Genomic DNA, 25,655 nt, shown 5'->3' with positions numbered 1-25,655 from the left:
CACCTGCTTCGCTGCGCGGACAATAGGCCGGAGAAGAAAAATGACCACGATCTCGCAAACTGCCGGGCGGAGTTTAAGCCCATCCTCGTCGGGCGGATTTTTCAGCACGCTCGCCAACGTCGCCCATGCGCTGTTCGATCGCCTGGAGCGCCGCTCTGCCGTCAAGACGCTGAATGAGCTCGACGACCTCGCCTTGCGCGACATCGGGATCACGCGCAGCCAGATCGAGGACGCCGTCTACGGGCAGTTCAAGGCCGAGCTGACGCGGTATCTGTGAGTTCATTCGGCCGCCACGCCCGGTGAGTCCGGGCGTGGTGACAATGCCTCCGCGTCGTCATTGCGAGCGGAGCGAAGCAATCCAGACTGCCAACGCGGAAAGACGCTGGATTGCCTCGCTGCGCTCGCAATGACGGCATTTGTTGTGGCGATCAATGCCTGACCACCAGCACCGAGCACTTGGCGTAGCGCACGACGTGCCCGGCGTTGGAGCCGAGGAAATAGGTGCGCATCGCCGGCCGGTGCGAGGTCATCACGATCAGGTCGGCCTTCATGTGCACGGCTTCCTCCAGGATCTCGTGGTAGATGCCGCCCTGGCGCACCACGCTGGAAATGCGCCCCGTCTCGATGCCTGACTCCCGTGCGACGATGGCGAGCGCTTCCTCGGAGGTCTGGCGCTGCTGCTCGTCGAAATCGGCCGGCACGTATTCGGCGAGCATCACCGGCGTCATCGGCAGCACGTTGAGCAGCCGTATCGATCCGCTCCAGGTCTGCGACAGCGTTACCGCGGTCGCGAGCGCCGGCTTGGCCAGATCGGTGTCGGCGAGGTCGATGGGCACGAGGATGGACTTGAACATCTGCGCCTCCCAATTGACCAAGCTGGCTCAACCGGTCGAGACGGCGCGCCCCGCGCGTCTCAGCCCGATCGAAGCAGCTTGGGGCTGACGAACAGCACCAGTTTGCCGCGGCGGTAGGCCACGTCACCCCAATCCTTGACGTCAAAGTCGAAGATCGCAAGCCCCGACGTGGGCAGATTGTGGGCGAGCGACTTGGCGCCGGCCGGATCGCCGCCGCCCATCAGCATCAGCGCGGCCTCGTGCATGCCGGGATTGTGGCCCACCAGCAGCAACTGCTTCGGGTTGGCCGGAACGGTTGCAGTGCGAATGGATTCCAGGATCTGGGCGGGATCGGCGCCGTAGAGTTCGGGCAGGACCTCCACCTGCGGCGCTGCGACGCGGTCCTTCATCGTCTCCCAGGCAATGTCCCAGGTCTGCCGGGCCCGGACGGCGTGCGACACCAGCACGGCCTTGGGGAAGGGGGGATGGGTGGCGAGCCAATCCCCGATCTGCGCGGCGTCCTTGTGGCCGCGGTCGTCGAGGCGACGATCCTGGTCACGGCCGCTCGGCGCGTCGGTCTCGGTCTTGGCGTGACGCAGCAGCATCAAACGGCGCATGGCATTCTCGAATCGTTACGCGTCCAGAATAATCTACAGGCGCCGGTTGAGGACAAGGTGACAAGGGCCCGATCGGTCCTTTAAGAAAACGACATGAGCGAGACTTTCACAAGCGAGTCCCAGGAAGAAGCCGGCTTTCGTGAACGCACGCGACTGTCGTTTGATCTCGACGCCGACATCTGCGTGATCGGGGCCGGGCTTGCCGGGCTCTCCATCGCGCTGGAGGCAGCCCGGCTTGGGGCCAGCGTCGCGGTGCTCGAGGGACGCCATATCGGCTGGAACGCCTCCGGACACCAGCTTGGCACCGTGATGCCGGGCTTTGCGCTGCCGCTCGCCGATTTGATCGAGCGCATCGGCTTCGAGGACGCGCGCGAATTGTGGACGCTGGCGAGGGGGGGCGCCGAGTTCGTCCGGGCCAACGCCACCGAAGAGAACATGCCCGGCATCGGCCCAAGCGACGGCGTGCTGGAGGTCTCCAACGTCGATGCCGGCGACCGGCTGATCAGCCGGTTGCAGATGCTCCACGAGGATTTCGACACGGAGGTCGAGGGCTGGCAGGTGGATCGCGTCCGCGAGGCGCTGAAGACCGACCGTTACTTCCACGGCGTCTATTATCCCCGGGCGTTCCAGCTCGACGGCCGCAAATATGTGCATGGCCTCGCAGCGCTGGCGCGGCGGGCGGGAGCGCGCATCTTCGAGGATACGCCGGTCGTCAGCATCGATCATTCCGGCATCCGCAAGCGCATCGTCACGCCCTCGGCGCGGTTGCGTGCCACCCACATCGTGCTCGCCGGCAACATCCACCTCGGCGCGCCCTTGAGACGCCTGTCGGAGACGCTGCTGCCGGTCTGGCGCTATGCCGGAATTACCGCGCCGCTCGGCGAGCGCGTGCACGAGATCGTGGCGTTCAAGGGATCGGTGATGGATTCCGACGGGGTCGACCATTTCCGTGTCGTCGACGGCGACCGCCTGATGTGGGAAAGCCCCGAGACCACCTGGGCCGCGCGTCCGCAGCGCTTTGCGGGCGCGGTCAGGCGGCGGATCAGATCGATTTTTCCCCAGTTCGGCGATGTCGAGATCACCGAGATGTTCGGCGGTGTCACCGGCCAGACCGTGCACGGCATGCCGCAGATCGGCCAGTTGCGCAAAGGCCTGTGGGTGGCGAGCGGGTTCGGCCGCCAGGGCATGAACACCTCGGCCATGGCCGGGCAGCTGATCGCGCGCAGCATTTTGTGGGGCGACGAGCGCTGGAAGCTGTTCTCGCCGTTCGAGCTGGTCTGGGCGGGCGGCACGACCGGACGGGTCGCAGGCCAAGTGGTGGGAGTCTGGGGCAGGGCGAGTTCCGCCGCCGCAGGTTCGCTCGCCCGCTACCGTGAGCGTGCCCGGGTCAAGGACCGGGAACGCGAGGCGCGCCTCGCCGAAGCCAACCGGGCCGCCGGCACCGGTCCGCGCCGTCCGCCGCCTGGCGTCCGGCCGCGGCCGGCCCCTCCGCCGAAACCTGCGGCTGAGGACGTGGAACCGGTTCCGCACGGCGACATCGTCTCGCAATAAGTTGAGAAAAACCCCGCCCGGACGTGTAACGTCTGGCGGTAAAGCCCGTATCTCAGGGCGTGGACTCCCCGCGCACGGAGAATCAGATGTTTGACCGCCGCATCCTGTTGACGACTGTTGCCGGCCTGTTCGGCCTTTCGGCCTTCCGCTGGTTGAGAGGAACGCCTGCCGAGGCGGGAGAGAAGGCCACGCAAAAATTCGAGATCGAGAAGACCGACGCCGAGTGGCGCGCCCAGCTCACGCCGCAGCAATATGAAATCCTCCGCAAGGAGGGCACCGAGAGGCCAGGCTCCAGCCCGCTGCTCAAGGAACACCGCAAGGGCATCTTCGCCTGCGCTGGCTGCGACCTGCCGCTGTTCGCGTCCGAGACCAAGTTCGAGAGCGGCACGGGTTGGCCGAGCTTCTATCAGCCGATCGAAGGCAATGTCGGCAAGACCGAGGACCGCACCTTCGGCATGGTGCGCACCGAAGTGCATTGCCGGCGCTGCGGCGGCCATCTCGGCCACGTCTTCGACGACGGTCCGAAGCCGTCCGGATTGCGCTATTGCATCGACGGTTTCGGGTTGGTCTTCCACCCCGCCGCCGCGTCTGCAACGTAGGTCTCGCTGGAGTCATTCCGGAGCGATGCGCGAGCATCGAATCCGAAATCTCAAGATTCTCAGGTGCGCAATTGCGCACCAGAGTTCGGTCCTGCGGACCGCGCCTGAATGCCCCGATGCCCCGGCAATTGTTGCCGCCCCGGCAATTGTGCCCCGGTCATCGGACCGGGGCCTGCCCACTCAAGTCATTGATTTCCTGAGAATACCCGCATTGGCATAGCCCTTGCGACTGTCTCCTCCGACTGCGGCCATGGTCGACCGGCCGCCGAGATCGGATCTGGAGACAAAGTTATGGGTATCTTCGATGCAATGAACACCTCGGTGGGTGGCCTGCAGGCGCAGTCCTACGCGCTGCAGAACATTTCCGGCAACATCGCGAACTCATCCACCACCGGTTACAAGGGCATCGGGACCAGCTTCGTCGATCTCATTCCCGACGCCTCGGTGCCGAGCAAGCAGGTCGCGGGCGGCGTGACGGCCAACGCCAAGGCCACCATCACGACGCAGGGCACAATCTCGGGCTCCAGCGTTGCCACCAACATGGCGATCACCGGCGACGGCTTCTTCTCGATCCAGAAGGCGACCGGCGTCGTGGATAACGTGCCGGTGTTCAGCGGCGTCACCTATTACACCCGTCGCGGCGACTTCCAGCTCAATTCCAACGGCAATCTCGTCAACGGCGCCGGCTACTATCTGATGGGCGTCACGGTCGATCCCAAGACCGGCAACCCGACCGGCAATGTGTCATCCGTCCTGAAATTCCAGAACAACTTCATCCCGGCACAGGCGACAACCTCGATTCAGTACGCCGCGAACCTGCCGAGCGTGCCGAACACGGGGGCGAGCTCGACCGCGGCGAGCGGCACGCTGCTGGCGGCCGGCGGCCTGAATCCGTCCGATTTTGCCGCCAACCCGCTGATCGTCGGCACGCCGCCGCCGCCCTATTCGAATGCGACGGTCTCCGGCGCAGCCGCTACCGGCAATCTGCGCTCGGCCTATACGGCGACGACCGCGACCGGCACGGTGGCACTGCTGGATAGCGCTTCGGCGGTGGCAACTGGCAGCACATCTCTCGATGCCGGCTTGGGCACGCATCTCAACACCAGCCTTCTCACCAACCTGGCCGGCAAGTCGTTGACGGTCAACGGCCGAACAATCAACTTCGACAACACCGTCTCGGGCGCTTCGACGGCTGCAGGCCCCCCTGTCGTCACTACGATTGGTCTGAAGTCGCCCACCAGCGCACTGATGTCGGATGTCCTCAGCGCGATCGCGTCTGGAGCCGGCGTTCCCGCCTCCAGCGTGACTTTGAATGCCAGCGGCAACATCCAGATCACGACCAGCACCACGGCCGACGTGACGATTGGCGGCACTGCGGCAGGATTGCTCGGCGTCAGCAGCGTGACGCGCGGCGGTAACGTGCTGTCCACTCCCGCAATTACGAGTGGTACACAGCTCGGCGGCACCGCGCAGCCCGGCGGGGCGGAAGTCCTCTCGACGCCCTTCGTGGTTGGCAACACGATCCAGGTCAACGGCACGGGAGCTGCCAATACGATCACCTTCGTGGCTTCCGGCGCTACCCCTCCGAACCAGATCAACATCACCGACTCCATAGCGACTCTGCTCAGCCAGATCGACACGCTCAGCGGTGCGAGCGGTTCTTCGATCAGCAACGGCGTGATCACCCTGAATACCGGTATCGCCAATCCCACCTTGACGGTGACGAGCCCCAACAACAGCAGCGCCTTCGCCGCGCTCGGCTTCACGTCGTCCATCTCCAAGAACCGCGGCGGTGGCGGCACGGCCGGCACCGGCGGCGTGATCGGCAACGACATCGCCACGTTCACCAAGGAATCGATCAGCGGCGGTGCGGTCACCGCCTACAACGCCGCGGGCACGCCGGTGAACCTGCAGCTGCGTTGGGCCAAGACCGACAGTGCCTCGCTGGGTACCGGCCATTCCGACACCTGGAACCTGTTCTACCAGACCGATCCGAATGCGACCGGCACGACGGTCGGCTGGGTCAACACCGGGCAGGCCTTCACCTTTGCCAGCGACGGCTCGCTGACCTCGCCGAGCGGATCGGGCATCACCATCAACAACGTCAGCGTCGGCGGCCAGTCGCTCGGCTCGGTCGCCTTCAACATGTCCTCGGGCGGGCTGACGCAATATGCCAGCACCAGTGGCGCGGTGACGATCAACACCATCACGCAGAACGGCTACGCCGCCGGTCAGCTCCGCTCGGTCGCCGTCAACAACAGCGGCCTCGTGGTCGGCACCTTCTCCAACGGCCAGAACCTCAACCTCGCCCAGGTGACGCTGTCGCACTTCAACGGCACCAATTACCTCAAGGCCCTCGACGGCGGCGCCTACGCCGCGACCGAACAGTCGGGCACAGCGATCGACGGCGCGTCGGGCAGCATCAGCGGCTCGTCGCTGGAAGGCTCGAACACCGACATCGCCGACGAATTCACCAAGCTGATCGTGACCCAGCAGGCCTATTCGGCCAACACCAAGGTGATCACGACGGCGAATTCGATGGTGCAGGATCTCTTGAACGTGTTGCGCTGATCGGCGCGTGACGTAACCAAAGGCGGCCAGTGATATGGGTTTGAGTTCAGCCCTCGCCAGTGCGATGAGCGGTCTGCGTGCCAACCAGGCCGCGCTCTCGATCGTCTCCTCGAACGTCGCCAACTCGCAGACGCCGGGTTACGTCGTCCAGAGGCCGAACCAGATCGAGGTCACCACCGGCGATTTCGGCTCGACGGCGATGACGACCGGCGTCAGCCGGGAGCTCGACACCTTTGTGCAGAACCAGCTGCGCACCGAGACCGGCGGCAGCGGTTACGCCGACCAGATGGCCAACATCCTGAAGCAGCTTCAGAGTGTCTACGGCACGCCCGGCAACAGCGGCACGCTCGAAACCGCGCTGAACAAATTCACCACGGCGTTGCAGGCGCTGTCGACGAGCTCCGGCTCGTCGTCGGCGCAGACGGTTGCCCTCGGCGCGGCGCAGGCCCTGGCCCAGCAGCTCAACGTGACCACCAAGGGCATCCAGTCGCTGCGCTCCAATGTCGAGCAGGACCTCGGCACCTCGGCACAGCAGGCCAACGCGGCGATGCAGAAGGTCGCCGACATCAACACCAAGCTTCAGGGCTTGTCGGCCAACGATCCCTCGGCCGCGACGCTGATGGACCAGCGCGATCAGGCCATCAACACGCTGTCGAAATTCGTCGACGTTCGCGTCACCACCGACGGTTCGAACCAGGCCAACATCTACACCACCACAGGCATCCAGCTCGTCGGCGCCGGGCTCGCCTCGCAATTCACCTTTGCTTCTGCCGGCGCCCTTTCGGCGACCTCGCTCTACAACATCGATCCGGCCAAGTCCGGCGTCGGTGCGCTCAACATCAAGCTGCCGAACGGCTCGCAGCTCGACGTCGTCGCCAACAACGTGGTCTCCTCCGGCCAGATCGCGGCCGACCTGAAGCTGCGCGACCAGACGCTGGTGCAGGCGCAGAACCAGATCGACCAGCTCGCCGCCACGATGTCGAGCGCGCTGTCCGACAAGACCACCGCCGGCAGCACGGTCTCGGGCCCGCCGGCCGGATTCGATCTCGACCTTGCCGGTGCGCAGCCGGGCAATACGGTCAACATCACCTACAAGGACACGGCGACCAACACCCAGCGCCAGATTACGCTCGTCAACGTGACCGACCCGGCGGCGCTGCCGCTCCAGAACGCCACCAATGCCAACCCGATGCGGGTGGGCGTCGATTTCTCCGGCGGCATGAGTGCGATCGCCGCTGCGCTCAACACCGCGCTCTCAGGCTCGCATCTGACGTTCTCCGCCGCTCCGTCGCCGGCGACGGCCACGACGCTGCGGGTGACCGATGACAATACCGGCCTTGCCAAGGTCAATTCGGCCTCGACCACCAGGACGATCTCGTCGCTGACCTCGGGCAGCCCGCAGTTGGCGGTGTTCACCGACGGCGGGCAGGCGCTCTACACCGGTGCGATCACCGCCTCGGGCTCGCAGATGACCGGCCTTGCCGGGCGTATCGCCGTGAACACGCAGCTGGTCAGCGATCCCACGCGGCTGTCGGTCTACAACACCTCGCCGGTGACGCCCGCCGGCGATACCACGCGCTCGGACTATCTCTATTCGCAGCTCACCAATGCGGTGTTTTCCTATTCGCCGACGACCGGCCTCGGCTCGGCGAACCAGCCGTTCACCGGCAGCGTCTCGAACTACCTCCAGCAGTTCCTGAGCATCCAGGCCAACGCCTCGACCCAGGCCACCCAGCTCCAGCAGGGCCAGAGCGTCGTGGTCTCGACGCTCCAGGCCAAGTTCGACTCGACCTCCAGCGTCAACCTGGACTCGGAGATGTCGAACCTGATCCAGCTCCAGAATGCCTATGCCGCCAACGCCCACGTGATGTCGGTGGTGCAGAGCATGATGAACACGTTGCTCCAAGCTCAAGCGTAACCAGTACAGGGCTCTGAAACATGTCGATCAGCAGCATCAACTACGCCTCGTCGGTCCTCGGCGCGCAGATCCGCAATATCAATCAGCAGCTCACCGACCTGTCGACGCAGCTCGCGACCGGCAAGCTGTCGCAGAACTATTCCGGGATGGGCACCAACGAGGGCTTTGCGATCGCCGGGCGCTCGCAGCTCTCGAACATCGCCGCCTATACCGACACGATCACGAACGTGAACGTCAACATCAACCTCGCCAATACCGCGCTGCAGTCGCTCACGACGATCCGCAACACGGTGCAGACCGGCTCCGCAAGCACCGCGCAGGATCTCAACGTCAACGGACAGACCGTCGCGCAGAACACGGCCGCTTCGCAGTTCGGCTCGATGGTCGGCGTTCTCAACACGCAGTCGGGCAACCGCTATCTGTTCTCCGGGACGGCGTTCAACACGCAGTCGGTTGCCAATGCCGCCGACATCATCAACGGTACGACCACGCAGGCGGGCTTCAAGACCGTCATGGCGGAACGCCAGGCCGCCGACCTCGGCGCCAACGGCATGGGACGGCTGGTGCAAACGCAGCCGACGCCGAGCTCGGTCAAGGTGTCGGAAGACGTCGCGGGATCGCCGTTCGGGCTCAAGATCAAGGCGGTGTCCTCGACGCTGACCGGCGCGACCGTGACCGGTCCGAGCGGCTCGCCTGTCGCGTTCTCGGTCGATCTCAACGGCGTCAACCCGAACAACGGCGACAAGCTGAGCGTTCAGTTCACGCTGCCGGACGGCTCGACCGAGCAGATCGCCCTGACCGCCTCGACGGCCACGCCGACGCCGCTGGGCAGCTTCGCGATCGACGCGACGACCCCGGCCAACACGTCCGCGAACCTCAATACGGCATTGAACACCGCGATCACGAAGCTCGCCAACACCTCGCTTGTCGCGGCATCCGCGATCACGGCCGGCGACAATTTCTTCAACACCGCAAGCTCCGCGATCGGTACGCCCGTCAACAACCAGGCTGCGCCGCCGGCGCCGGTCAGCGGAGCAACGGCGCTGTCCGGCGCGAGCCCCTCGAACTCGATCTCGCCAGGCTTCGTCGCCGGTGACACCATCACCGTGAACGGCACCACGCTGACCTTCGTCAATTCGGGCGCGACCGGCAACCAGCTCAATGTCGGCGACAGCATCCAGACGCTGATGAGCAAGATCGACCAGATCACGGGCACGTCGAAGCCTTCGACCGTGCATGGCGGCTCGATCACAATCAACACGGACGACGCGGCGAGCCTCAACATCACGACCTCGAACACGAGCGCACTCGGCGCGCTCGGTTTCGGCTCGACGCCGGTCACCGCGACGCAGCCGCCATTGCGCGTCGGTTCTTCACCGGCGAGTTCGGCGACGACGCTCGTCAACGGCTCGGCCAATACCGTGAAATGGTACACCGGCAATGACGGGCCCGGCTCGCCGCGCTCCACGGCGATGGCGCGGGTCGATGATTCAGTCACGGTGCAATATGGCGCGCAGGCCAACGAGGACGCGATCCGCCAGCAATTGCAGGCGATCGCGGTGTTCGGTACGTTCTCGACCTCGCCGACCAGCCAGTATGCGGGCGGGCAGGTCTCCGCGCTGAGCCTGCGGGTGACGCAGTCGCTGACGAAGCAGCCCGGCCAGCAGCACCTCGAGGACATCCAGACGGACCTCGCGATGGCCCAGAACACGATGAAGGACGTAGGCACGCGCCAGACCCAGGCCAAGGCGCAGCTCCAGTCCATCATCGACCAGGCGGAATCGGCCTCGCCGGACCAGGTGGCGAGCGAGCTCCTGTCGCTCCAGAACGCGCTTCAGGCGTCCTACCAGGTTACCTCGAAGCTCGCACAGCTCTCGCTCGTCAAGTTCCTGTAGCGGCGCATTAAGACGCCGTTAACCATGCCTCTTTACGTTTTGGTGAGGAGTTGAGCGGGGCAGGGCCGTCGATGTCGGACAAGATGCAGCTGATGGTGGCCACGCCGTGCTTCGGCGGGCAGGTCTCGAGCATTTATGCGAGCTCGATCTTCGCGCTCCAGCGCGCCGTGCACGGCATGTCCAATCTCGAGCTCAAGGTGCTCTTGCGCGACGGCGATGCGCTGATCACGCGCGCGCGGGCCAATCTGGCCGCGATGTTCCTCGACGATCCAAAAGCGACCCATTTCCTGTTCGTCGACGCCGACATCGGCTTCAAGCCCGAGCAGGTGTTCCGGCTGATCGAATGCGGCGCGGATGTCGTCGCCGGCTGCTATCCGATCAAGCGGGTCAACTGGGACAAGGCGAAGCGCGCGATCGAGTCCGGCCGCGCGGATGTGCCGGCAGCCGCGCTCGATTATGTGCTCGAGATCGAGGATCCCGACCGCATCGTGGTGGTCAACGGTTTTACCCGCGTGCGCTACGCCGGCACCGGCTTCCTGATGATCCGCCGCCACGTGCTGGAGGCGATGTGCCGCCACCCCAACTATGCCGGCCTGCAATTCTTCCGCGAGCATTCGCACGACACGCTGGCAGCGAGCCAGAACCGCTTCGCGCTGTTCGAATGCATGATCGATCCGACGACCGGCACCTACCTTTCCGAGGACTTCGCCTTCTGCAAGCGCTGGACCGACATCGGCGGCGAGATCTGGGCCGACATCGAGAGCTCGCTGGATCACGTCGGGCCGTCGGTGTTCCACGGCGACATCGCCTCGCAATTCGCAGCCGCGCCCGCGGCAGCTGCCGATGCGGCGTGAGCCTTCCGGGATGAGCGCCGGCGCATCCGGTCTGTCAGTCCCCGAGCGCACATTCGACGGCGGCTCGCGCTACCGCCTGCGCGATCTCTTCACACCGCTGGACACGCTTCTCGTCTCCGGCGGAGATCCGCGGCTGGCGCTCGACGCTGGGGATCGCGTCAACGCCTATGGCTGTGCAGCCTCGCCGGAACCGGAGATCTGGAATTTCGCCTCCTCGACGGCATCGACGATCTCGCAATTTGCCTATGACCGCGCCGCGCTGGCGCGCGAAGAGCTGATGCACAGGTGCCTGTTCGACGAGGTCGAGATCGCCTTCGATGCGCGCTGCGAGGGCATGCGCGAGGAGCTGCGCGGCCATCTCCAGCTCTCGCCGCGCGTCGACGTCGTGTTCTCGCCGTCTGGCACCGATTCCCAGCTTCACGCCCTGTTCCTGGCGCGTGCGGTGCTCGGCGCGCCGCCAGTGACGATCGTGGTCGGCGCCGACCAGACCGGTAGCGGCACGGCCCATACCGCGCGCGGTCACCATTTCAGTTCCATGACGGCGAGCGGCTTTGCGGTGCGCAAGGACGGCGCGGTTGCCGGACTCGCCGGCGCCAGCGTGCCGTTGCCGCTGCTTCGGGCCGGGCCCGGGATCGCAATGCGCGCCGACACCGATGCCGCGGTGCTGGGTGCGATCGAAGCGACGATCGCGCAAGGCGCGCCCGTGCTGCTTCAGATCATGGATTCCTCGAAGCTCGGCTGGCGCGCGCCGAGCGCGGCCTGTCTCGACGAGATCGCGCGGCGCTGGCCGCGCAAGGTTCAGGTCGTCGTCGACGCCTGTCAGGCGCGGCTCGGCCGCCGCCGGCTGCGCTCCTATCTCGACCGCGGCTATATGGTGCTGATCACCGGCTCGAAATTCTTCGGCGGCCCTGCCTTCAGCGGCGCGCTTCTGGTGCCGAAAGGGCTGTCGCGGTCGCTCGACCGGATTGAGGGGATTGCGCCGGGCTTCTTCGACTATGCCGGCCGCTGCGATTGGCCGATGGCCTGGACGGCGCTGCGCTCACGCTTCGAGCGCCGGCCGAATTTCGGACAATGGCTGCGCTGGGAGGCGGCGCTCGCGGAGATCGGCAGCTACTACGCCGTGCCTGGAGCCTTCCGCGTCAGGGCGCTGGCCGAGCTTGCCGCCGGCATCGACAGCATGATCGCGCTGTCGCCGTCGCTTCAACCCGTTGCAACGGCGACCGCGAAGACTGCCGGGGACGACGAGGAGTTCGCGCACGCCACGATCTTTCCGTTCATGCTGCTGCGCGACGGCAAGCCGGTCTCGATTGCCGAGACCGGCGCCGTCCATCGGGCGCTGCGGCGTGACATGAACGACGAGATCAGCGGCAGCGCGGCGGACCGGCAGGTCGCCGTCCAGCGCAGCCTGATCGGCCAGCCGGTCCGGCTGGAACGGCAGGACGACGCGCCGCAGGCCGTGCTGCGCCTTTGCGTCGGCGCGCGGCTCGTGACCGAGGCCTGGTCGCCGGATATGGCGCAGGCACAACGCAATGTGCAGCACCTGCTCGATCGTATCGCCCATGTCCTGGTGAAGATCGAGCTGCTGCTTGACCGCGGCGCAGCCGCAACCGCGCCGGAAAGATCCGCGCTCGAGGTATGAGATGCAGCATCCAGTTTCCGCGCCGATCGGCGTGACCGTGCCGAACTATGCCGACCGCATCGGCTTTGCGCAGCTGACGCGCCAGGCCTTCGAAGGTGTCGATCTGCAGCCACTGCGCGATCAGCTCGTCACGCGGATCACGGAAGGAGCAGCGCACGCGGGCGAAGGCCTCGACCTATCGCTGATCGTCCAGCTTCTCGGCGACAAGGCGGCGGGGCTCGCGATCCAGTCGGAGGTGCTGACCTTCCATCAATTGTTTCGCACGCCCGCTGCGGCTCCGAAGGCCGGCTTGCGCGTGCTCGCGCTAGCGGCCGACATCGACATGGGCGGCAACACGCCGATCGAATTCCTGCTCGAAGGCTCCGATTTCGAGCTGTTGACGCTCTATGTGACCAAGGATGTCGGCTTGCCTGAGACGTTGCCCGATCACGACGTTGCCATCGTGGTAGCATCCGATTCCGAGGAATGCCGGGAAACGCTGGCCCTGATCGAAAAGGCCGCGCCGCATTGGCCGCGTCCGCTGCTCAATCGCCCCGATCTCATCGGCAACCTCGATCGCGACAAGCTGTATCGGCTGCTGGCGGGCATCCCTGGTCTCGAGATCCCATCGACCATCCACGCCACGCGCGCGCAATTGACGGATCTCGCGCAGGGCCGGATCGCTTGCGAGGACATCGCCGGCGAATTATGCTTTCCGATGATCGCGCGGCCGCGCGGCACGCATGCCGGTGTCGGGCTCGCGAAACTCGACGATGCGCCGGCACTCGCGGCCTATCTCGCCGAGCGCGAGGAGCAGGATTTCTTCGTCGCGCGCTTCGTCGATTATGTGAGCCCCGACGGGCTCTACCGCAAATATCGTCTCGCGATGGTCGACGGCAAGCCCTACGCCTGCCACATGGCGATCGCCGATCGTTGGGACATCTGGTATCTCAACGCCTACATGGCGTTCAGCGAGGAGAAGCGGGCTGAAGAGGCCGTCTTCATGCTGGACTTCGACCACGCCTTCGCCGCGCGCCACAAGGCCGCGCTCGACGAGATGAGCCGGCGCGTCGGCCTCGATTATTTCATCGTCGATTGCGCCGAGAACCAGAACCGTGAGCTGCTGGTCTTCGAAGCCGACAACACCGCCGTCGTGCACAACATGGATTCGCCGGTCGTGTTTCCGTACAAGCCGCCGCAGATGCGCAAGATATTTGCCGCGTTCACGGCGATGCTGTCGCGGCACGCAGGAGAGAGCAAGGCGAGCGCAGCATGAACGAGATCATCCGCAACGCACAAAGCTCCGTCGCGCATGCTTCGCTCGATCCGCAGGACTGGGGCGAATTTCGCACCCTCGCCCATCGCATGCTGGACGAGGCGATCGACGGCATCGCCAATGTCCGCGCGCGGCCGGTGTGGCAGCCGATTCCCGATGGCATTCGCGCGGCATTGAAGGCCGACGTGCCGCGCGAGGCGAGCGACCTTGCCGATGTCTATCGCGAATTTGCCGAGCATGTCGCGCCCTATGCGACCGGTAACGTCCATCCCGGGTTCATGGGCTGGGTGCATGGCGGCGGCACCGCGGTCGGCATGCTCGCGGAGATGCTCGCAGCCGGCCTCAATGCCAATCTCGGCGGACGCGATCACATGCCGATCGAAGTCGAGCGCCAGATCGTCGCGTGGATGCGGCGCCTGTTGGATTTCCCGGAGAGTGCGAGCGGCATCTTCGTCACGGGCACGTCGATGGCCAATTTGATGGCGGTGCTGGTGGCGCGCACCGCTGCGCTCGGGATGCTGGCGCGGCAGCACGGCATCGGCAATGACGGCGCGCTGCTCACGGCCTACACATCGCAGGCTGCGCATGGCTGTGTCGCCAGGGCGATGGACATTGCCGGGCTCGGCACCGATGCGCTGCGCAAGATCGGCGTCGACGCCGATCATCGTATCGACGTCGCCGCGCTGCGCGCACAGATCGCGATCGATCGCGAGGTCGGCTTCAAGCCGTTTCTCGTCGTCGCATCCGCCGGCACGGTCGATATCGGCGCGATCGACGATCTCGAGGCGATCGCTGCGCTGTGCGGCGAGGAAGGAATCTGGTTTCACGTCGATGGTGCCTTCGGAGCGCTCGCGATCTTCTCGCCCGAGCTCGTGCCCATGCTCGGCGGCATCGAGCTCGCCGATTCCATTGCGCTCGACTTCCACAAATGGGGGCAGGTGCCCTACGACGCCGGCTTCCTGCTGGTGCGCGACGGCGAGCAGCACCGGCAGGCCTTTGCGCAGCCGGCGGCCTATCTGCGCCGCGAGGCGAGGGGGCTTGCGGCGGGCGCGGTCTGGCCCTGCGATCTCGGACCCGACCTGTCGCGCGGCTTCCGCGCGCTGAAGACCTGGTTCACGCTGAAGACGTTCGGCACCGACAGGCTGGGCGCGGTGATCGCGCGAAGCTGCGCGCTGGCGAAATATCTGGAGACGCGCGTGCTGGCCGAGCCGCGGCTGGAATTGCTGGCGCCGGTGAACCTTAACATCGTCTGCTTCCGCTACCGCGCCGACGATGCAGTCAATCGCGAGATCGTCGCCGATGTCCAGGAGTCCGGCGTCGCGGCGCCCTCGAGCACGACGCTGGACGGCAGGTTCGCGATCCGCGCTGCCATCGTCAATCACCGTACCGACGAGACGGACATCGACGCGCTTGTGGCTGCGGTGCTCGAGTTCGGCGCGCGGCGCGCCGGCGACGGTCTGATCGAGATCGAGGCGCCGCCGCTGGCGGCGCCGTGACCAGGAATGCAATCGAAACGACAACGGCCCCGGAGATGATCCGGGGCCGTTGTCATTTGGGCAGGCTGATGCGTGCCGATCAGGCGGCCGAGCTGACGTCGCCCTTGGGATGCGTCGCTTGGTACTGGTCCCTCAGCTTCTCTTCATAGGCGATCAGCTTGCGGGCATCCTTCAGCGCCCGGTAGAGATCGCCGCTCATGATGTTGTTGTTGATGCTTTCGATGATCGGCCAGGCGCTCGGCACCGCGGTGACGATGTCGCGCACCAGGTTGAAGTAGGTGCCGTGCTGGCTCTGCGGATCCGGCGAGATGTACATCAGCTGGACGGCGAGATAGACGAGCTTGGCCGGCGTGTCGGCGGTCTCCGGCGTGAGGATGTCGCGCTCGCGCAGGATGGGCACGTTGTCGCCGTCGATCAGGAGGCGGGCGCGCTGGTCGGTGTTGGTGATCACCGAATTGCCGACGATGATGCGTTCGTGCGGTTTGAGCTCAACCTTGAGAGCCATGCCTGTTCTCCATCAACCCTTTTACAACGATCCGTCGCGGCGTTCGTGCGATGAGGGCGATCGTTCGTGATTTGGAGCCGATCCTTGCGCAACATGGTTAACAGGTCGTAAACGACGGGGTCGGGGACGGAAAATGCAACAATTTCAAGGCCGGTAGCGGCATTTCCAGGCGTCTGCCGCGGCCTCGAAGGGGGCTTTCAGCGTCGCGGCGGAAAAAGTGCGGGTTTCATTTCACGGATTGTTAGAGGCTTGGACGCACGGTCCGGCGGTCGTCTGATCAATTATGGTCAGATAGGACGCGTAGCTACCAGAAAGGTAACAGTATGTCCGTCGTTCTCTCCGCATCGGTTCGCCAGAACCTGCTCTCCCTCCAGTCCACCGCCGACCTCCTCGCCACCACCCAGTCCCGTCTGTCGACTGGCCGCAAGGTGAACTCGGCTCTGGATAATCCCACCAACTTCTTCACCGCCCAGGGCCTTGATAACCGCGCCAGCGACATCGGCAATCTGCTCGATGGCATCGGCAACGGCGTTCAGGTTCTCCAGGCAGCCAACACCGGCATCACCTCGCTGCAGAAGCTGGTGGACAGCGCTAAGTCGATCGCCAACCAGGTGCTGCAGAGCCCGACGGGCTACTCCACCAAGTCGACCGTGACCTCGACCGCCATCACCGGCGCGACCGCCAACAACCTGCTCGGCACCGGTTACACCAACAGCACCGTCGCCGGCTCCGTCATCCAGAACGACAACACCGGCACTGCGGCCAACATCACCGCTTCCACCCAGCTGGTTGGCACCGCGGGCGCGACGTCCGACGACCTCAGCACCGCCATCACCACCGGCTCGGTCCTGACGATCAACGGCAAGACCATCACGTTCGACAACACCGTGACCACCTCGACCAAGGACGCCGCCGGTAACTTCACCATCGGCATCAAGACGGGCGTTGGCGGCAGCACCTTGACGGTGGGCACTGTGCTCTCCGCGATCGACAGCATCACCGGCACCGGCACCGCTTCGACCGTCGCGGCTGGTAAGCTCACGCTGAGCACCGGCACGACCTCGGATCTCACGATTGCGGGTTCGGGCAACGTGCTGGCCGCGCTCGGTCTCACCGCCGGCACGACCGCCCGCGTCCCCCCCGCCATCTCGGGCCAGACGCTGACGATCGCCGCCACCGGTGGCGGCACCGCGAGCAGCATCACCTTCGGCACCGGCGCTGGCCAGGTCAACACGCTGAACGGGCTCAATTCGGCGCTGGCGGCCAACAACCTGCAGGCCTCGATTGACTCGACCGGCGTGATCTCCATCACGACGACGAACGACGCGGCCTCCTCGACGATCGGCACGCTCGGCGGCTCGGCCTTTACCGCCACCGGTCCGTTCCACAGCGTTGCCGTCGGGGCTCCGGTTGCCGATCCGACCTCGCAGACCCAGCGTGCAGGCCTGGTTGCGCAGTACAACAACGTGCTCGCGCAGATCAACACGACCGCGCAGGATGCCTCCTTCAACGGCGTCAACCTGCTCAACGGCGACACGCTGAAGCTGACGTTCAACGAAACCGGCAAGTCGACGCTGAGCATCACCGGTGTGACCTTCAATACCGCGGGTCTCAACATCTCGACCCTCGCCTCGGGCACCGACTTCCTGGACAACGCCTCGGCCAACAAGGTCCTGACCACGCTCAATGCCGCCAGCAGCACGCTGCGTTCGGAAGCATCGACGCTGGGTTCGAACCTGTCGGTCGTGCAGATCCGCCAGGACTTCAACAAGAACCTGATCAACGTCCTGCAGACCGGTTCGTCCAACCTGACGCTGGCCGACACCAACGAGGAAGCGGCCAACAGCCAGGCGCTGTCGACCCGCCAGTCGATCGCGGTCTCGGCGTTGTCGCTGGCCAACCAGTCGCAGCAGAGCGTGTTGCAGCTCCTGCGCTGATACGCGGCGAAAATCGTCAAACAAGGCATCGCGGCGGGGCTCTTGCCCCGCCGCTTTTCTTTGTCGGGTGACATGCTTCCGGTGCGGCGTTCCCGGGCAGCCCGGCGGATTAACGCTTCATTAACCTAACGGCTTAAAGCGCCATTAACCTTAACTTAAAGGACAGGCTCTAAAACTGGACAAAAGCTCATCTGCCAGATCGGCCTGGACTGATTCGTACAGCGTCGCGCTTCAAGAGGAAGATCCGCCAATGTCCAACATCGTTCTCTCGGCATCAGTTCGCCAGAACCTGTTGTCACTGCAGTCGACGGCCGACCTGCTGGCCACCACGCAAGGACGCCTTTCGACCGGCAAGAAGGTGAACACGGCGCTTGATAACCCCACCAACTTCTTCACCGCACAGGGGCTCGACAATCGCGCCAGCGACATCAGCAATCTCCTGGATGGCATCAGCAACGGCGTGCAGGTGCTGCAGGCCGCCAACACCGGCATCACCTCGCTGCAAAAGCTGGTCGACAGCGCCAAATCGATCGCCAGCCAGGTGCTGCAGAGCCCGACGGGGTACTCGCCCAAATCCAACGTGACGGCGGCCGCGGTCCCTGGTGCGACCGCCAACAACCTGCTGGGCACCGCCTTCACCAACAACACGGTCACGGGCAGCCTCGTCAACAATGACGACACCGGCGGCGCGGCGCCGATCACCGGCGCGACCAAGCTGGTCGGCACCGCCGGCGCAGGATCCAATGATCTGGGTACTGCCATCACCAACGGCTCGGTCCTGACCGTCGACGGCAAGACGATCACCTTCTCGACCGCGCAGACCACCTCGACCACCGACTCGTTCGGCAACGTCACGATCGGCATCGGCGCCGGCAGCAACCTCACGGTGCAGACTGTGCTGAGTGCAATCGACGGCATCACCGGAGCCGCGACGGCCTCGACCGTTTCCGGCGGTCAGCTCGTGCTCAGCACCGGTACGAGCCAGGATCTGGCGATCTCCGGCTCGGGCAACGTGCTCACGGCGCTCGGCCTCACTGCCGGCACCACCGCCCGCGTTCCGCCCCCACTCAGCGGCAAGACGCTGACGATCGGCGCGACCGGCGGCGGCACCCAGACCAGCGTCACCTTCGGCTTCGGCGTCGGGCAGGTTTCCACGCTCAATCAGCTCAATGCGGCGCTGGCGTCGAACAATCTGCAAGCGACGATCGACCCGACGGGTCATCTCAATATCGTGACCTCCAACGATGCGGCTTCCTTGACGATCGGCGCAATCGGCGGCACGGCCGCGGCGAGCGGCCAGCCCTTCTATGGTCTGATCGCGCAGGCGCCCACCGCGGACCCGAATTCGCAGTCGACGCGCGCCAATCTCGTCGCGCAGTACAACAACGTGCTCGCGCAAATCAACACCACCGCGCAAGACTCCTCCTTCAACGGCGTGAACCTGCTGAACGGCGATACGCTCAAGCTCGTGTTCAACGAAACGGGACGTTCGACGCTGACAATTCAAGGCGTGACGCTCAACGACGCCGGCCTCAGCCTTGCGCCCTTGAACCAGGGCGTTGATTTCCTGGACTCGAAATCGGCGAACGCCATTCTGACTTCGCTCAACTCGGCCAGCACCACGCTGCGTGCCGAGGCGTCGACGCTCGGTTCGAACCTGTCGATCGTGCAGATCCGTCAGGACTTCAGCAAGAACCTGATCAACGTGCTGCAGACCGGCTCGTCGAGCCTGACGCTTGCGGACACCAACGAGGAAGCGGCCAACAGCCAGGCGCTCTCGACGCGCCAGTCGATCGCAGTCTCCGCGCTGTCGCTCGCCAACCAGTCGCAGCAGAGCGTGCTTCAGCTCCTCCGCTAAGCGCGACGCTGACGTACACGATGAATCATTCAACGGCGAAGCCTAGGCTTCGTCGTTGTTTTGAGCGAGATCGCTAACTGTCGATTAGCTCAGATCAGCGCATGATGGCTGCAATCGTTTACAGTGCGCGCACTCGGATTTAGCCTTGAGGTGAAGGTGGATGCCGCGACCAGTAATTGTCCGGAGATCGTCGGCACTCTCACGTAAGCAAATCTTAAGCGGTGCTGCCTAGGGTTGGGAAAGAAATCCTTAAGCCTGTACAACGGGCGAGGAAACCTCCAGGGTGATCGATGTCGAGTTCTGCTGCTTCGGCCTACGCGCGTGTAGCCACGACCACTGCGTCTCCTCGCGATATCGAGGCGCAGACGCTCCTGAAGGCCGCGAACAAGCTGCAGGACGCCATCAACAGCGCCGATCCCTTCAACGAGCAGACGACGCAGGCGTTGATGTTCAACCGCAAGCTCTGGACCATCTTCCTGAGCGAGGCGATGCGCGACACCAATCCGCAGCCGCTCGACGTTCGGCAGAAGATCGCCAACATCAGCGTGTTCGTGCTGAGCCAGACTGCAGCGCTGCTGATGAGCCCGCAGCTCGATCACTTCCGCCCACTGATCGAGATCAATCGCAATATCGCCGCCGGTCTTTCGGGACGATCGTAACGCGACCGGTTCGAACGACCTCGATACGGCCGTCGCGACCCGTGGCGTGAATGTCAGGCGCTGCGATCAGTGCTGAGTGGACGCGGGGGCTCGGACTTCATGTCCAGTGCGTGGAAATAGGCCCGGCGCCGCAGCATCGCTTCGTCCGGAAACTGATCGACAACCGCATCGGTCCGTTCGTTCACGACCTGGAACACGAAGGACGCGGCGGGCTGGTTGAAAACGACCTGGCGTGAAACGCTATCGCTGGTGTTCTGCAAATCATTGCGCGCAGCTGCGCTGGTATTGCTCGCGGCGACCGTCTGGCTCACCGGCAAATCAGTTTGCACGGCCTCGTTCGCCGCCGCATTGGACGTCGTTATGATCTGCACGGGGGCCGGTATCCCCACCGGCCTGATGCTGAAATCTGTACTCATGGCAGCCTCCTGGTTGCCTCGTCTGAGTCAAATCCCAACCCCTCTCAATACGCAACCATTGAACACCAGGATTGAAGACCGGGTAAGCAAACGTGCCTAACCGCGCGACGAAATCGCCGCGCGGTTTTTCGTAAAATTGCAGGGAGTTTTCGCGCGCGCTCAGAGCGAGCGGCTGACCGCGAGCGGGGTGATGTGGCGTGGGCCCGGAGCCGCGCGGCGTCCCGCCGCCGTATAGGTGTTGGGCACGTTGCGCTTCTGGATCTCGGCGTTTACGCCGCGCACCACGCTCTCGGAGACCGCGTGTGCGGTCGCGAGCACGGTGAGATTGACCTGGAGCATCGCGCGGAACGCATCGTGGTGCCGATGCAGCGTCGAGAGCAGCTCAGGTGCGGATTTCGCGAGCTGGGCCTGGTTCGTCTTCAACTCGCTGACGGCGCTGACATAGTTTCGCGACAGCTCCAGCTTCTTGCTCTCGAGCGTCATCGCTTCGCGGACCTGGCCGGCGCGGACGAGCTCGGTCTCGCGCTCGACCAGTCCGAGCAGGGCGTTCATCGCATCCATCAGCTGCTCGGCGACCTTGCGCGCCTCGGCGTTGCCGGGTGCGGTGTTCGGGCGCTGCGCTTGCACCGACTGACGTGAGGCGTTGAAGTGGTTCATCTCGGTTGACCTTATGCCGTGCGGATCGTTTTCGCCTGCTGCATGATGAGGGTGCGGTAGACTTCGGTGGCGACACCGACGCCGCCGGCCTTGGCGAAGTTCTTGGAATATTGCTCGGTCAGCATCGAACGCCATACGCCGGTGCCCGGGGTGTCGCCGAACGGGCCTTCGCCCTTCAGGCCCGAGGTCATCTGTGAGAACATGCTGTTGAGGAACATCGCCTCGAAATCGGTGGCGGTCTTCTGCGCCTTCGACTGCTGCTGCGGCGAGACCTTCTGCAACGCGGCGGCGAGCTCGAAGTCGGGCCGGCCGTTGCGGCTCTCCACCGAGAAGGCCGAGGAGGTGACGACGTGCGGGGTGTTGATCATGCTGGTCTGCATCACATCACCTCGATGTCGGCTTCGATCGCGCCGGCGGCCTTGATCGCCTGGAGGATGCTGATGAGGTCGCGCGGGCCGATGCCGAGGCCGTTGAGCCCGTCGACGAGCTGCTGAAGCGAGACGCCGTCCTTGACGACGGCGAACTTCTTGCCGTCCTCGACGACGCTGACGCCGGTGCGCGGCGTGACCACGGTGCGCCCCCGTGACAGCGGGTTGGGCTGGCTGACCTGGGGGCTCTCGGAGATGGTGACGGTGAGGTTGCCTTGCGCCACCGCGACGGTGGCGACGCGAACGTCGCGGCCCATCACGATGATGCCGCTGCGTTCGTCGATGACGATCTTGGCGGCGAGATCAGGATCGACCTGGAGCTGCTCGATCTCGGTGAGGAAGGCGACGACGTTGCCCTTGAACTCCGGCGGGATCGAAAGCTGCACCGTCGAGGGATCGATCGGTTCGGCGCTCTTGACGCCGAGATAGTCGTTGATCGCGGCCGCGATCCGCTTGGCTGTGGTGAAGTCGGCGTTGCGCAGCGCGAGCCGCACGTTCGGTAGCCGATTGAGCGCGAACTCGATCTCGCGCTCGATGATGGCGCCGTTGGCGATGCGGCCGACGGTCGGAACGCCGCGCACGATTTTCGCTGCTTCGCCTTCGGCCTGGAAACCGGAGATCGCGAGCGAGCCCTGTCCGACCGCGTAGACATTGCCGTCGGCGCCGAGCAGGGGCGTGACCAGCAGGGTGCCGCCGCGCAGATCCTTGGCGTCGCCCAGCGCGGAGACGGTGACGTCCATGCGCGTGCCCTGGGTGGCGAAGGCCGGCAGATTGCCCGTGACCATCACGGCGGCGACGTTGCCGGTGCGGATGGTGGCGCCGCGGATGTTGACGCCCATGCGTTCGAGCATCGCTTGCAGCGACTGCTTGGTGAAAGGGATGTTGTTGAGCGTGTCGCCGGTGCCGTTGAGGCCGACGACGAGGCCGTAGCCGATGAGCTGGTTCTGCCGCACGCCCTCGATATTGGCGAGGTCCTTGATGCGCGATGTCGCGCTTGCAGACGTGACCGAGAGCGCCAGCGCTGACAGCGCGGCGCAGGCCACCCCAACAATCCTCACCCAACGAACGCCTGGCATCCTCTGCTCCCCGAGGCTCCTCAAATCTCGGACCCTCCACGACACTCCCATGACGAGCTGGTCCGACGCTTTCCTTGCGAGTGCTGTGCCAACGCGGGGCAGCGGGGTTACGTGATTGAATAGGTTGAATAAACCTGTTTCCACCGGTGTCAGGGAGCGTTCTCCCTGAGGAGCGAAACTGCCGCCTGTCGGCAGATTTTGCCGGGCCGTTTACGCGCCGTTAACCATAAGACGGCGAAGGTGACGGCATCGATCACCCGGATTCCCGCGATGCGCATCTACGGACCGAACGGCACCACGCTTGGTACGCCGGCCAGCCTGGCCAAGCGGACGAGCTCCGGCACCTTCGTGCTGCCCGACACCTCGTCGGCGCAGGAGACGCGGGGCGCTGCCGCACCGAAGGCCGCCGCGAACATCGACGGGCTGCTCGCGCTGCAGGGCATCGAGGAAGATCCGGTCGAACGCCGCAAGCGCTCGGTCGCCCGCGGCAGGACCGCGCTCGACGTGCTCGACGATCTCAAGATGGGACTACTGTCCGGCAATCTCGACGCCTCGACCGTGATGCGGCTGCGCGATGCCGCGGCGAACTTGAAATCGTCCTCGGGCGATCCTGGTTTGGATTCCGTGCTGTCCGAGATCGAGCTGCGCGTCGAGGTCGAGCTGGCCAAGGCCGGGCAGGCTTAGTCAGGTTTAGCAGGCTGTCGTCGCCCGGCTTGACCGGGCGAGCCAGTATTCCAGAGACAGTCATTGTTGAATCGAGAGGCCGCGGCGTACTGGATGCTCCGGTCAAGCCGGGGCATGACAGCGGAGTTTGGAGCGGCGTGCGAACAGCTTGCTCCAGACTTTGCCATTCACGCCGCTTCGTCCTTCAACTGCGCGTCGTAGCGGCGCTGGGCGGCGAGCACGTCCTTCAGGTTCTGCTCGGCCCAATCGCGCAGGGGATCGACGGCGGCCGCGAGCGTCAGCCCGAGCTGCGTGATCGAATATTCCACCGTCACCGGTACGGTTGCGATGGCGTGACGCTTGATCAGGCCGTCGCGCTCGAGCGACTTGAGAACCTGGCTCAACATCTTCTGCGAAATGCCTTCAATCGTTCGGCGCAACTGATTGAAGCGCATCGGCTCCTCGCGCAGCAGCAGCAGGATCAGCACCGCCCATTTGTCGCCGACGCGGTCGAGGATCTGGCGCGTGGGGCAGTTCGCTGCATAGACGTCTGGCTTCATCGTCAACTCCTCGCGATCCGTTTGGCCCCTTGCCGGCTCGCGCGCCGGTGACGGGTCCCGGTTACCCTTGCGTAATCAGGTAAGCACAAAGTGCTCTCTTAACACCAGCATCCTTTGCGATATCTAGTAACCGTTAGTTACCAAAAGAAGCAAAGGAGCCTTCCATGAAAATCGCAGTCGTCGGCGCCTCGGGCCGGGCCGGGTCGGAGATCACCAAGGAACTGTCGCGGCGCGGCCATGCGGTCACGGCGATCGCCCGGAACCCTGAGAAGATCGCGACCCTGCCGAACGTCACGTCCACCAAGGGCGACGTGCTCGACCAAGCCGGCCTTGCCAGGCTGTGGGCCGGGCATGACGTCGCCGTGAGTTCCGTGCACTTCCTGGCCAGCGATCCGCTCAAGCTAATCGGCGCGGCGAAGGCGTCCGGCGTCGGTCGCTACCTCGTTGTCGGCGGTGCCGGCAGCCTGGAAGTCGCTCCCGGCGTCAAACTGGTTACAACCCCCGGTTTTCCCGCCCAATACAAGGCCGAAGCGGAGGCGGGCGGGGCTTTCCTTGACCTGCTGCGACAGGAAAAGGACCTGAACTGGACCTTCATCTCGCCGTCGGCCCTCTTCATCGAAGGCGAGCGAACCGGCAAGTTCCGGCTCGGCACCGATCAGCTTCTCGCAGATGCGAACGGGAAAAGCTGGATCAGCTTCGCCGATTACGCCATTGCGCTCGCCGACGAGATCGAGCGGCCGGCCCATCCGAAGCAGCGTTTCACGGTCGGTTACTAGGCCTTCGGCCGCCCCCGGGCTCTCCAGGATAAACCTTCCTGTGCAAGGGCTTGGGGGCGCTAACCGAACGATCAGGGAAATATTGTCTGTCACATGAGGCCACTATATAAGCCCGGCTTAACGGACCCGTTTCCGTTGCGAGTCGTTGCTTAGACAGATAGGCCGCCCTTGGAAAAGTTGAAAAACTACCGACCGACCGAAAAAGAGCCTTTCATGAACGACCGGCAGAAGGAGTACTTCCGTTTGAAGCTCCTCGCCTGGAAGGATGAGATCCTCAAAGAGTCCAAGCTCACGCTGCAGGCTCTGCAGGAGGAGAACGTGAACCACCCCGATCTCGCCGATCGGGCATCGTCCGAAACCGACCGCGCCATCGAACTCCGCGCCCGCGACCGCCAGCGCAAGTTGATCGCCAAGATCGACGCCGCGCTCCAGCGTATCGAGGACAACACTTACGGCTATTGCGAGGACACCGGCGAGCCGATCTCTTTGAAGCGGCTCGAAGCCCGGCCCATCGCAACGCTCTCGGTGGAAGCGCAGGAGCGCCACGAGAAACGCGAGAAGGTCTACCGCGACGAATAGAGTCCGAGCCGCAGCGATGCGGCTCTTTGTTTTTGGACTCACGGTGCCGCTTGAGCGCCGTGATCAGCATTTTGTCTGCCGCTTGCCGTGATGCGCATTAGCGCAGGGCGCGATCGCGAAAAGTGAATCACGATCAATGGGCTGGAGTCACTTCCTCCGAGCTCACGTAAGTTCGGATGAGAAACAGCCTTCACTTCAGGTGCGGGAGGTTTTGCGAGTCGCATCAACGAGATCGACTCGAATGCTGAGGCACCGATCCGGCAGCTTCACACATCGCTGCAATCAGGCTTGGCTGCAATCGGGCTTGGCTGCA

The 25,655-nt window shown here is 64.7% G+C and carries 24 protein-coding genes; 16 read left to right on the top strand and 8 right to left on the bottom strand.

All coding sequences use genetic code 11. The features are described 5' to 3' along the window. The first annotated feature begins 40 nt into the window (after positions 1-40). A complete protein-coding gene (locus tag AC5ZFO_RS29690) occupies positions 41-277 on the top strand; it encodes a DUF1127 domain-containing protein (protein ID WP_496122916.1) in 237 nt (78 codons plus the stop codon). A 151-nt stretch (positions 278-428) separates the two neighbouring features. Here AC5ZFO_RS29690 and AC5ZFO_RS29685 read toward each other — a convergent pair whose 3' ends face one another. Both AC5ZFO_RS29685 and AC5ZFO_RS29680 read right to left on the bottom strand, forming a co-directional pair. Continuing rightward, positions 429-854 carry a universal stress protein gene (locus AC5ZFO_RS29685; RefSeq protein WP_028148535.1) on the bottom strand — a complete coding sequence of 142 codons (426 nt, stop codon included), beginning with the start codon at positions 852-854 and terminating at the stop codon, positions 429-431. 59 nt (positions 855-913) lie between these two features. Next, on the bottom strand, positions 914-1,450 hold the full coding sequence (locus AC5ZFO_RS29680) for a SixA phosphatase family protein (protein WP_496122915.1): 537 nt from the start codon (positions 1,448-1,450) through the stop codon (positions 914-916). A gap of 93 nt (positions 1,451-1,543) precedes the next feature. Between AC5ZFO_RS29680 and AC5ZFO_RS29675 the strand changes: the two genes are divergently transcribed. From AC5ZFO_RS29675 to AC5ZFO_RS29635, 9 genes are all read left to right on the top strand, one after another. Beyond that, positions 1,544-3,001: an NAD(P)/FAD-dependent oxidoreductase gene (locus AC5ZFO_RS29675; protein ID WP_496122914.1), complete on the top strand. Its 1,458-nt coding sequence runs from the start codon at positions 1,544-1,546 to the stop codon at positions 2,999-3,001. 86 nt (positions 3,002-3,087) lie between these two features. Further along, positions 3,088-3,600, top strand: coding sequence for a peptide-methionine (R)-S-oxide reductase MsrB (gene msrB, locus AC5ZFO_RS29670; RefSeq protein WP_496122913.1), 513 nt, complete (start codon positions 3,088-3,090; stop codon positions 3,598-3,600). 291 nt (positions 3,601-3,891) lie between these two features. Beyond that, on the top strand, positions 3,892-6,171 hold the full coding sequence (locus AC5ZFO_RS29665) for a flagellar hook-basal body complex protein (RefSeq protein ID WP_282523715.1): 2,280 nt from the start codon (positions 3,892-3,894) through the stop codon (positions 6,169-6,171). A gap of 34 nt (positions 6,172-6,205) precedes the next feature. Continuing rightward, positions 6,206-8,089 (top strand): flagellar hook-associated protein FlgK, encoded by a 1,884-nt coding sequence (gene flgK, locus AC5ZFO_RS29660; RefSeq protein ID WP_496122912.1) that lies wholly within the window; start codon positions 6,206-6,208, stop codon positions 8,087-8,089. Between the two features lie 20 nt (positions 8,090-8,109). Further along, a complete protein-coding gene (locus AC5ZFO_RS29655) occupies positions 8,110-9,984 on the top strand; it encodes a flagellar protein (protein WP_496122911.1) in 1,875 nt (624 codons plus the stop codon). A gap of 71 nt (positions 9,985-10,055) precedes the next feature. Beyond that, entirely contained in the window at positions 10,056-10,838 is a 783-nt protein-coding gene (locus AC5ZFO_RS29650) for a hypothetical protein (RefSeq protein WP_496122910.1), read from the top strand. After that, on the top strand, positions 10,828-12,477 hold the full coding sequence (locus AC5ZFO_RS29645; RefSeq protein WP_496122909.1) for a hypothetical protein: 1,650 nt from the start codon (positions 10,828-10,830) through the stop codon (positions 12,475-12,477). The genes AC5ZFO_RS29650 and AC5ZFO_RS29645 overlap by 11 nt, the downstream gene beginning before the upstream one ends. A gap of 1 nt (position 12,478) precedes the next feature. Continuing rightward, entirely contained in the window at positions 12,479-13,732 is a 1,254-nt protein-coding gene (locus AC5ZFO_RS29640) for an ATP-grasp domain-containing protein (RefSeq protein WP_496122908.1), read from the top strand. After that, the gene (locus tag AC5ZFO_RS29635; RefSeq protein ID WP_496122907.1) at positions 13,729-15,228 is read left to right on the top strand and encodes a pyridoxal phosphate-dependent decarboxylase family protein; all 1,500 of its coding nucleotides are present in this window, start codon (positions 13,729-13,731) and stop codon (positions 15,226-15,228) included. Before AC5ZFO_RS29640 ends, AC5ZFO_RS29635 begins: the two co-directional genes overlap by 4 nt. Before the next feature lie 79 nt (positions 15,229-15,307). Here the strand turns inward: AC5ZFO_RS29635 and flbT are convergent, their stop codons facing one another. Further along, the gene (gene flbT / locus AC5ZFO_RS29630; protein ID WP_071912194.1) at positions 15,308-15,733 is read right to left on the bottom strand and encodes a flagellar biosynthesis repressor FlbT; all 426 of its coding nucleotides are present in this window, start codon (positions 15,731-15,733) and stop codon (positions 15,308-15,310) included. 323 nt (positions 15,734-16,056) lie between these two features. Here flbT and AC5ZFO_RS29625 point away from each other — a divergent pair, with 323 nt between their 5' ends. From AC5ZFO_RS29625 to flaF, 3 genes are all read left to right on the top strand, one after another. After that, positions 16,057-17,670, top strand: a complete 1,614-nt coding sequence (locus tag AC5ZFO_RS29625) for a DUF1522 domain-containing protein (protein WP_282523722.1) — start codon at positions 16,057-16,059, stop codon at positions 17,668-17,670. A gap of 250 nt (positions 17,671-17,920) precedes the next feature. Then, positions 17,921-19,528 carry a flagellin N-terminal helical domain-containing protein gene (locus tag AC5ZFO_RS29620; protein ID WP_496122906.1) on the top strand — a complete coding sequence of 536 codons (1,608 nt, stop codon included), beginning with the start codon at positions 17,921-17,923 and terminating at the stop codon, positions 19,526-19,528. Positions 19,529-19,818: 290 nt separating this feature from the next. Then, on the top strand, positions 19,819-20,187 hold the full coding sequence (gene flaF / locus AC5ZFO_RS29615; protein WP_282523724.1) for a flagellar biosynthesis regulator FlaF: 369 nt from the start codon (positions 19,819-19,821) through the stop codon (positions 20,185-20,187). A 53-nt stretch (positions 20,188-20,240) separates the two neighbouring features. Here the strand turns inward: flaF and AC5ZFO_RS29610 are convergent, their stop codons facing one another. From AC5ZFO_RS29610 to AC5ZFO_RS29595, 4 genes are all read right to left on the bottom strand, one after another. After that, positions 20,241-20,603, bottom strand: coding sequence for a hypothetical protein (locus tag AC5ZFO_RS29610; RefSeq protein WP_496122905.1), 363 nt, complete (start codon positions 20,601-20,603; stop codon positions 20,241-20,243). A gap of 159 nt (positions 20,604-20,762) precedes the next feature. Beyond that, positions 20,763-21,260, bottom strand: coding sequence for a hypothetical protein (locus AC5ZFO_RS29605; RefSeq protein WP_496122904.1), 498 nt, complete (start codon positions 21,258-21,260; stop codon positions 20,763-20,765). Between the two features lie 11 nt (positions 21,261-21,271). Further along, positions 21,272-21,640 (bottom strand): flagellar assembly peptidoglycan hydrolase FlgJ, encoded by a 369-nt coding sequence (gene flgJ, locus AC5ZFO_RS29600; RefSeq protein WP_028148518.1) that lies wholly within the window; start codon positions 21,638-21,640, stop codon positions 21,272-21,274. Then, positions 21,640-22,764 carry a flagellar basal body P-ring protein FlgI gene (locus AC5ZFO_RS29595; protein ID WP_282523727.1) on the bottom strand — a complete coding sequence of 375 codons (1,125 nt, stop codon included), beginning with the start codon at positions 22,762-22,764 and terminating at the stop codon, positions 21,640-21,642. Before AC5ZFO_RS29595 ends, flgJ begins: the two co-directional genes overlap by 1 nt. Positions 22,765-23,034: 270 nt before the next feature. Here AC5ZFO_RS29595 and AC5ZFO_RS29590 point away from each other — a divergent pair, with 270 nt between their 5' ends. Continuing rightward, complete coding sequence (locus AC5ZFO_RS29590; RefSeq protein WP_496122933.1) at positions 23,035-23,448, top strand: flagellar assembly protein FliX; 414 nt, start codon at positions 23,035-23,037, stop codon at positions 23,446-23,448. Between the two features lie 167 nt (positions 23,449-23,615). On the opposite strand, the gene AC5ZFO_RS29585 is transcribed toward AC5ZFO_RS29590, so the two are convergent. Continuing rightward, complete coding sequence (locus AC5ZFO_RS29585; RefSeq protein ID WP_496122903.1) at positions 23,616-23,987, bottom strand: winged helix-turn-helix transcriptional regulator; 372 nt, start codon at positions 23,985-23,987, stop codon at positions 23,616-23,618. A gap of 164 nt (positions 23,988-24,151) precedes the next feature. On the opposite strand from AC5ZFO_RS29585, the gene AC5ZFO_RS29580 reads away from it, so the two are divergent. Both AC5ZFO_RS29580 and dksA read left to right on the top strand, forming a co-directional pair. Beyond that, entirely contained in the window at positions 24,152-24,763 is a 612-nt protein-coding gene (locus AC5ZFO_RS29580) for an NAD(P)-dependent oxidoreductase (RefSeq protein ID WP_496122902.1), read from the top strand. A 213-nt stretch (positions 24,764-24,976) separates the two neighbouring features. Further along, a complete protein-coding gene (gene dksA / locus AC5ZFO_RS29575; protein WP_008554760.1) occupies positions 24,977-25,342 on the top strand; it encodes an RNA polymerase-binding protein DksA in 366 nt (121 codons plus the stop codon). Positions 25,343-25,655 lie beyond the last annotated feature (313 nt).

The organism is Bradyrhizobium sp. Unk1 (assembly GCF_059512345.1).
Note: the sequence above shows the minus strand (reverse complement) of the source record. Positions and strands in the feature narration are given on the sequence as shown.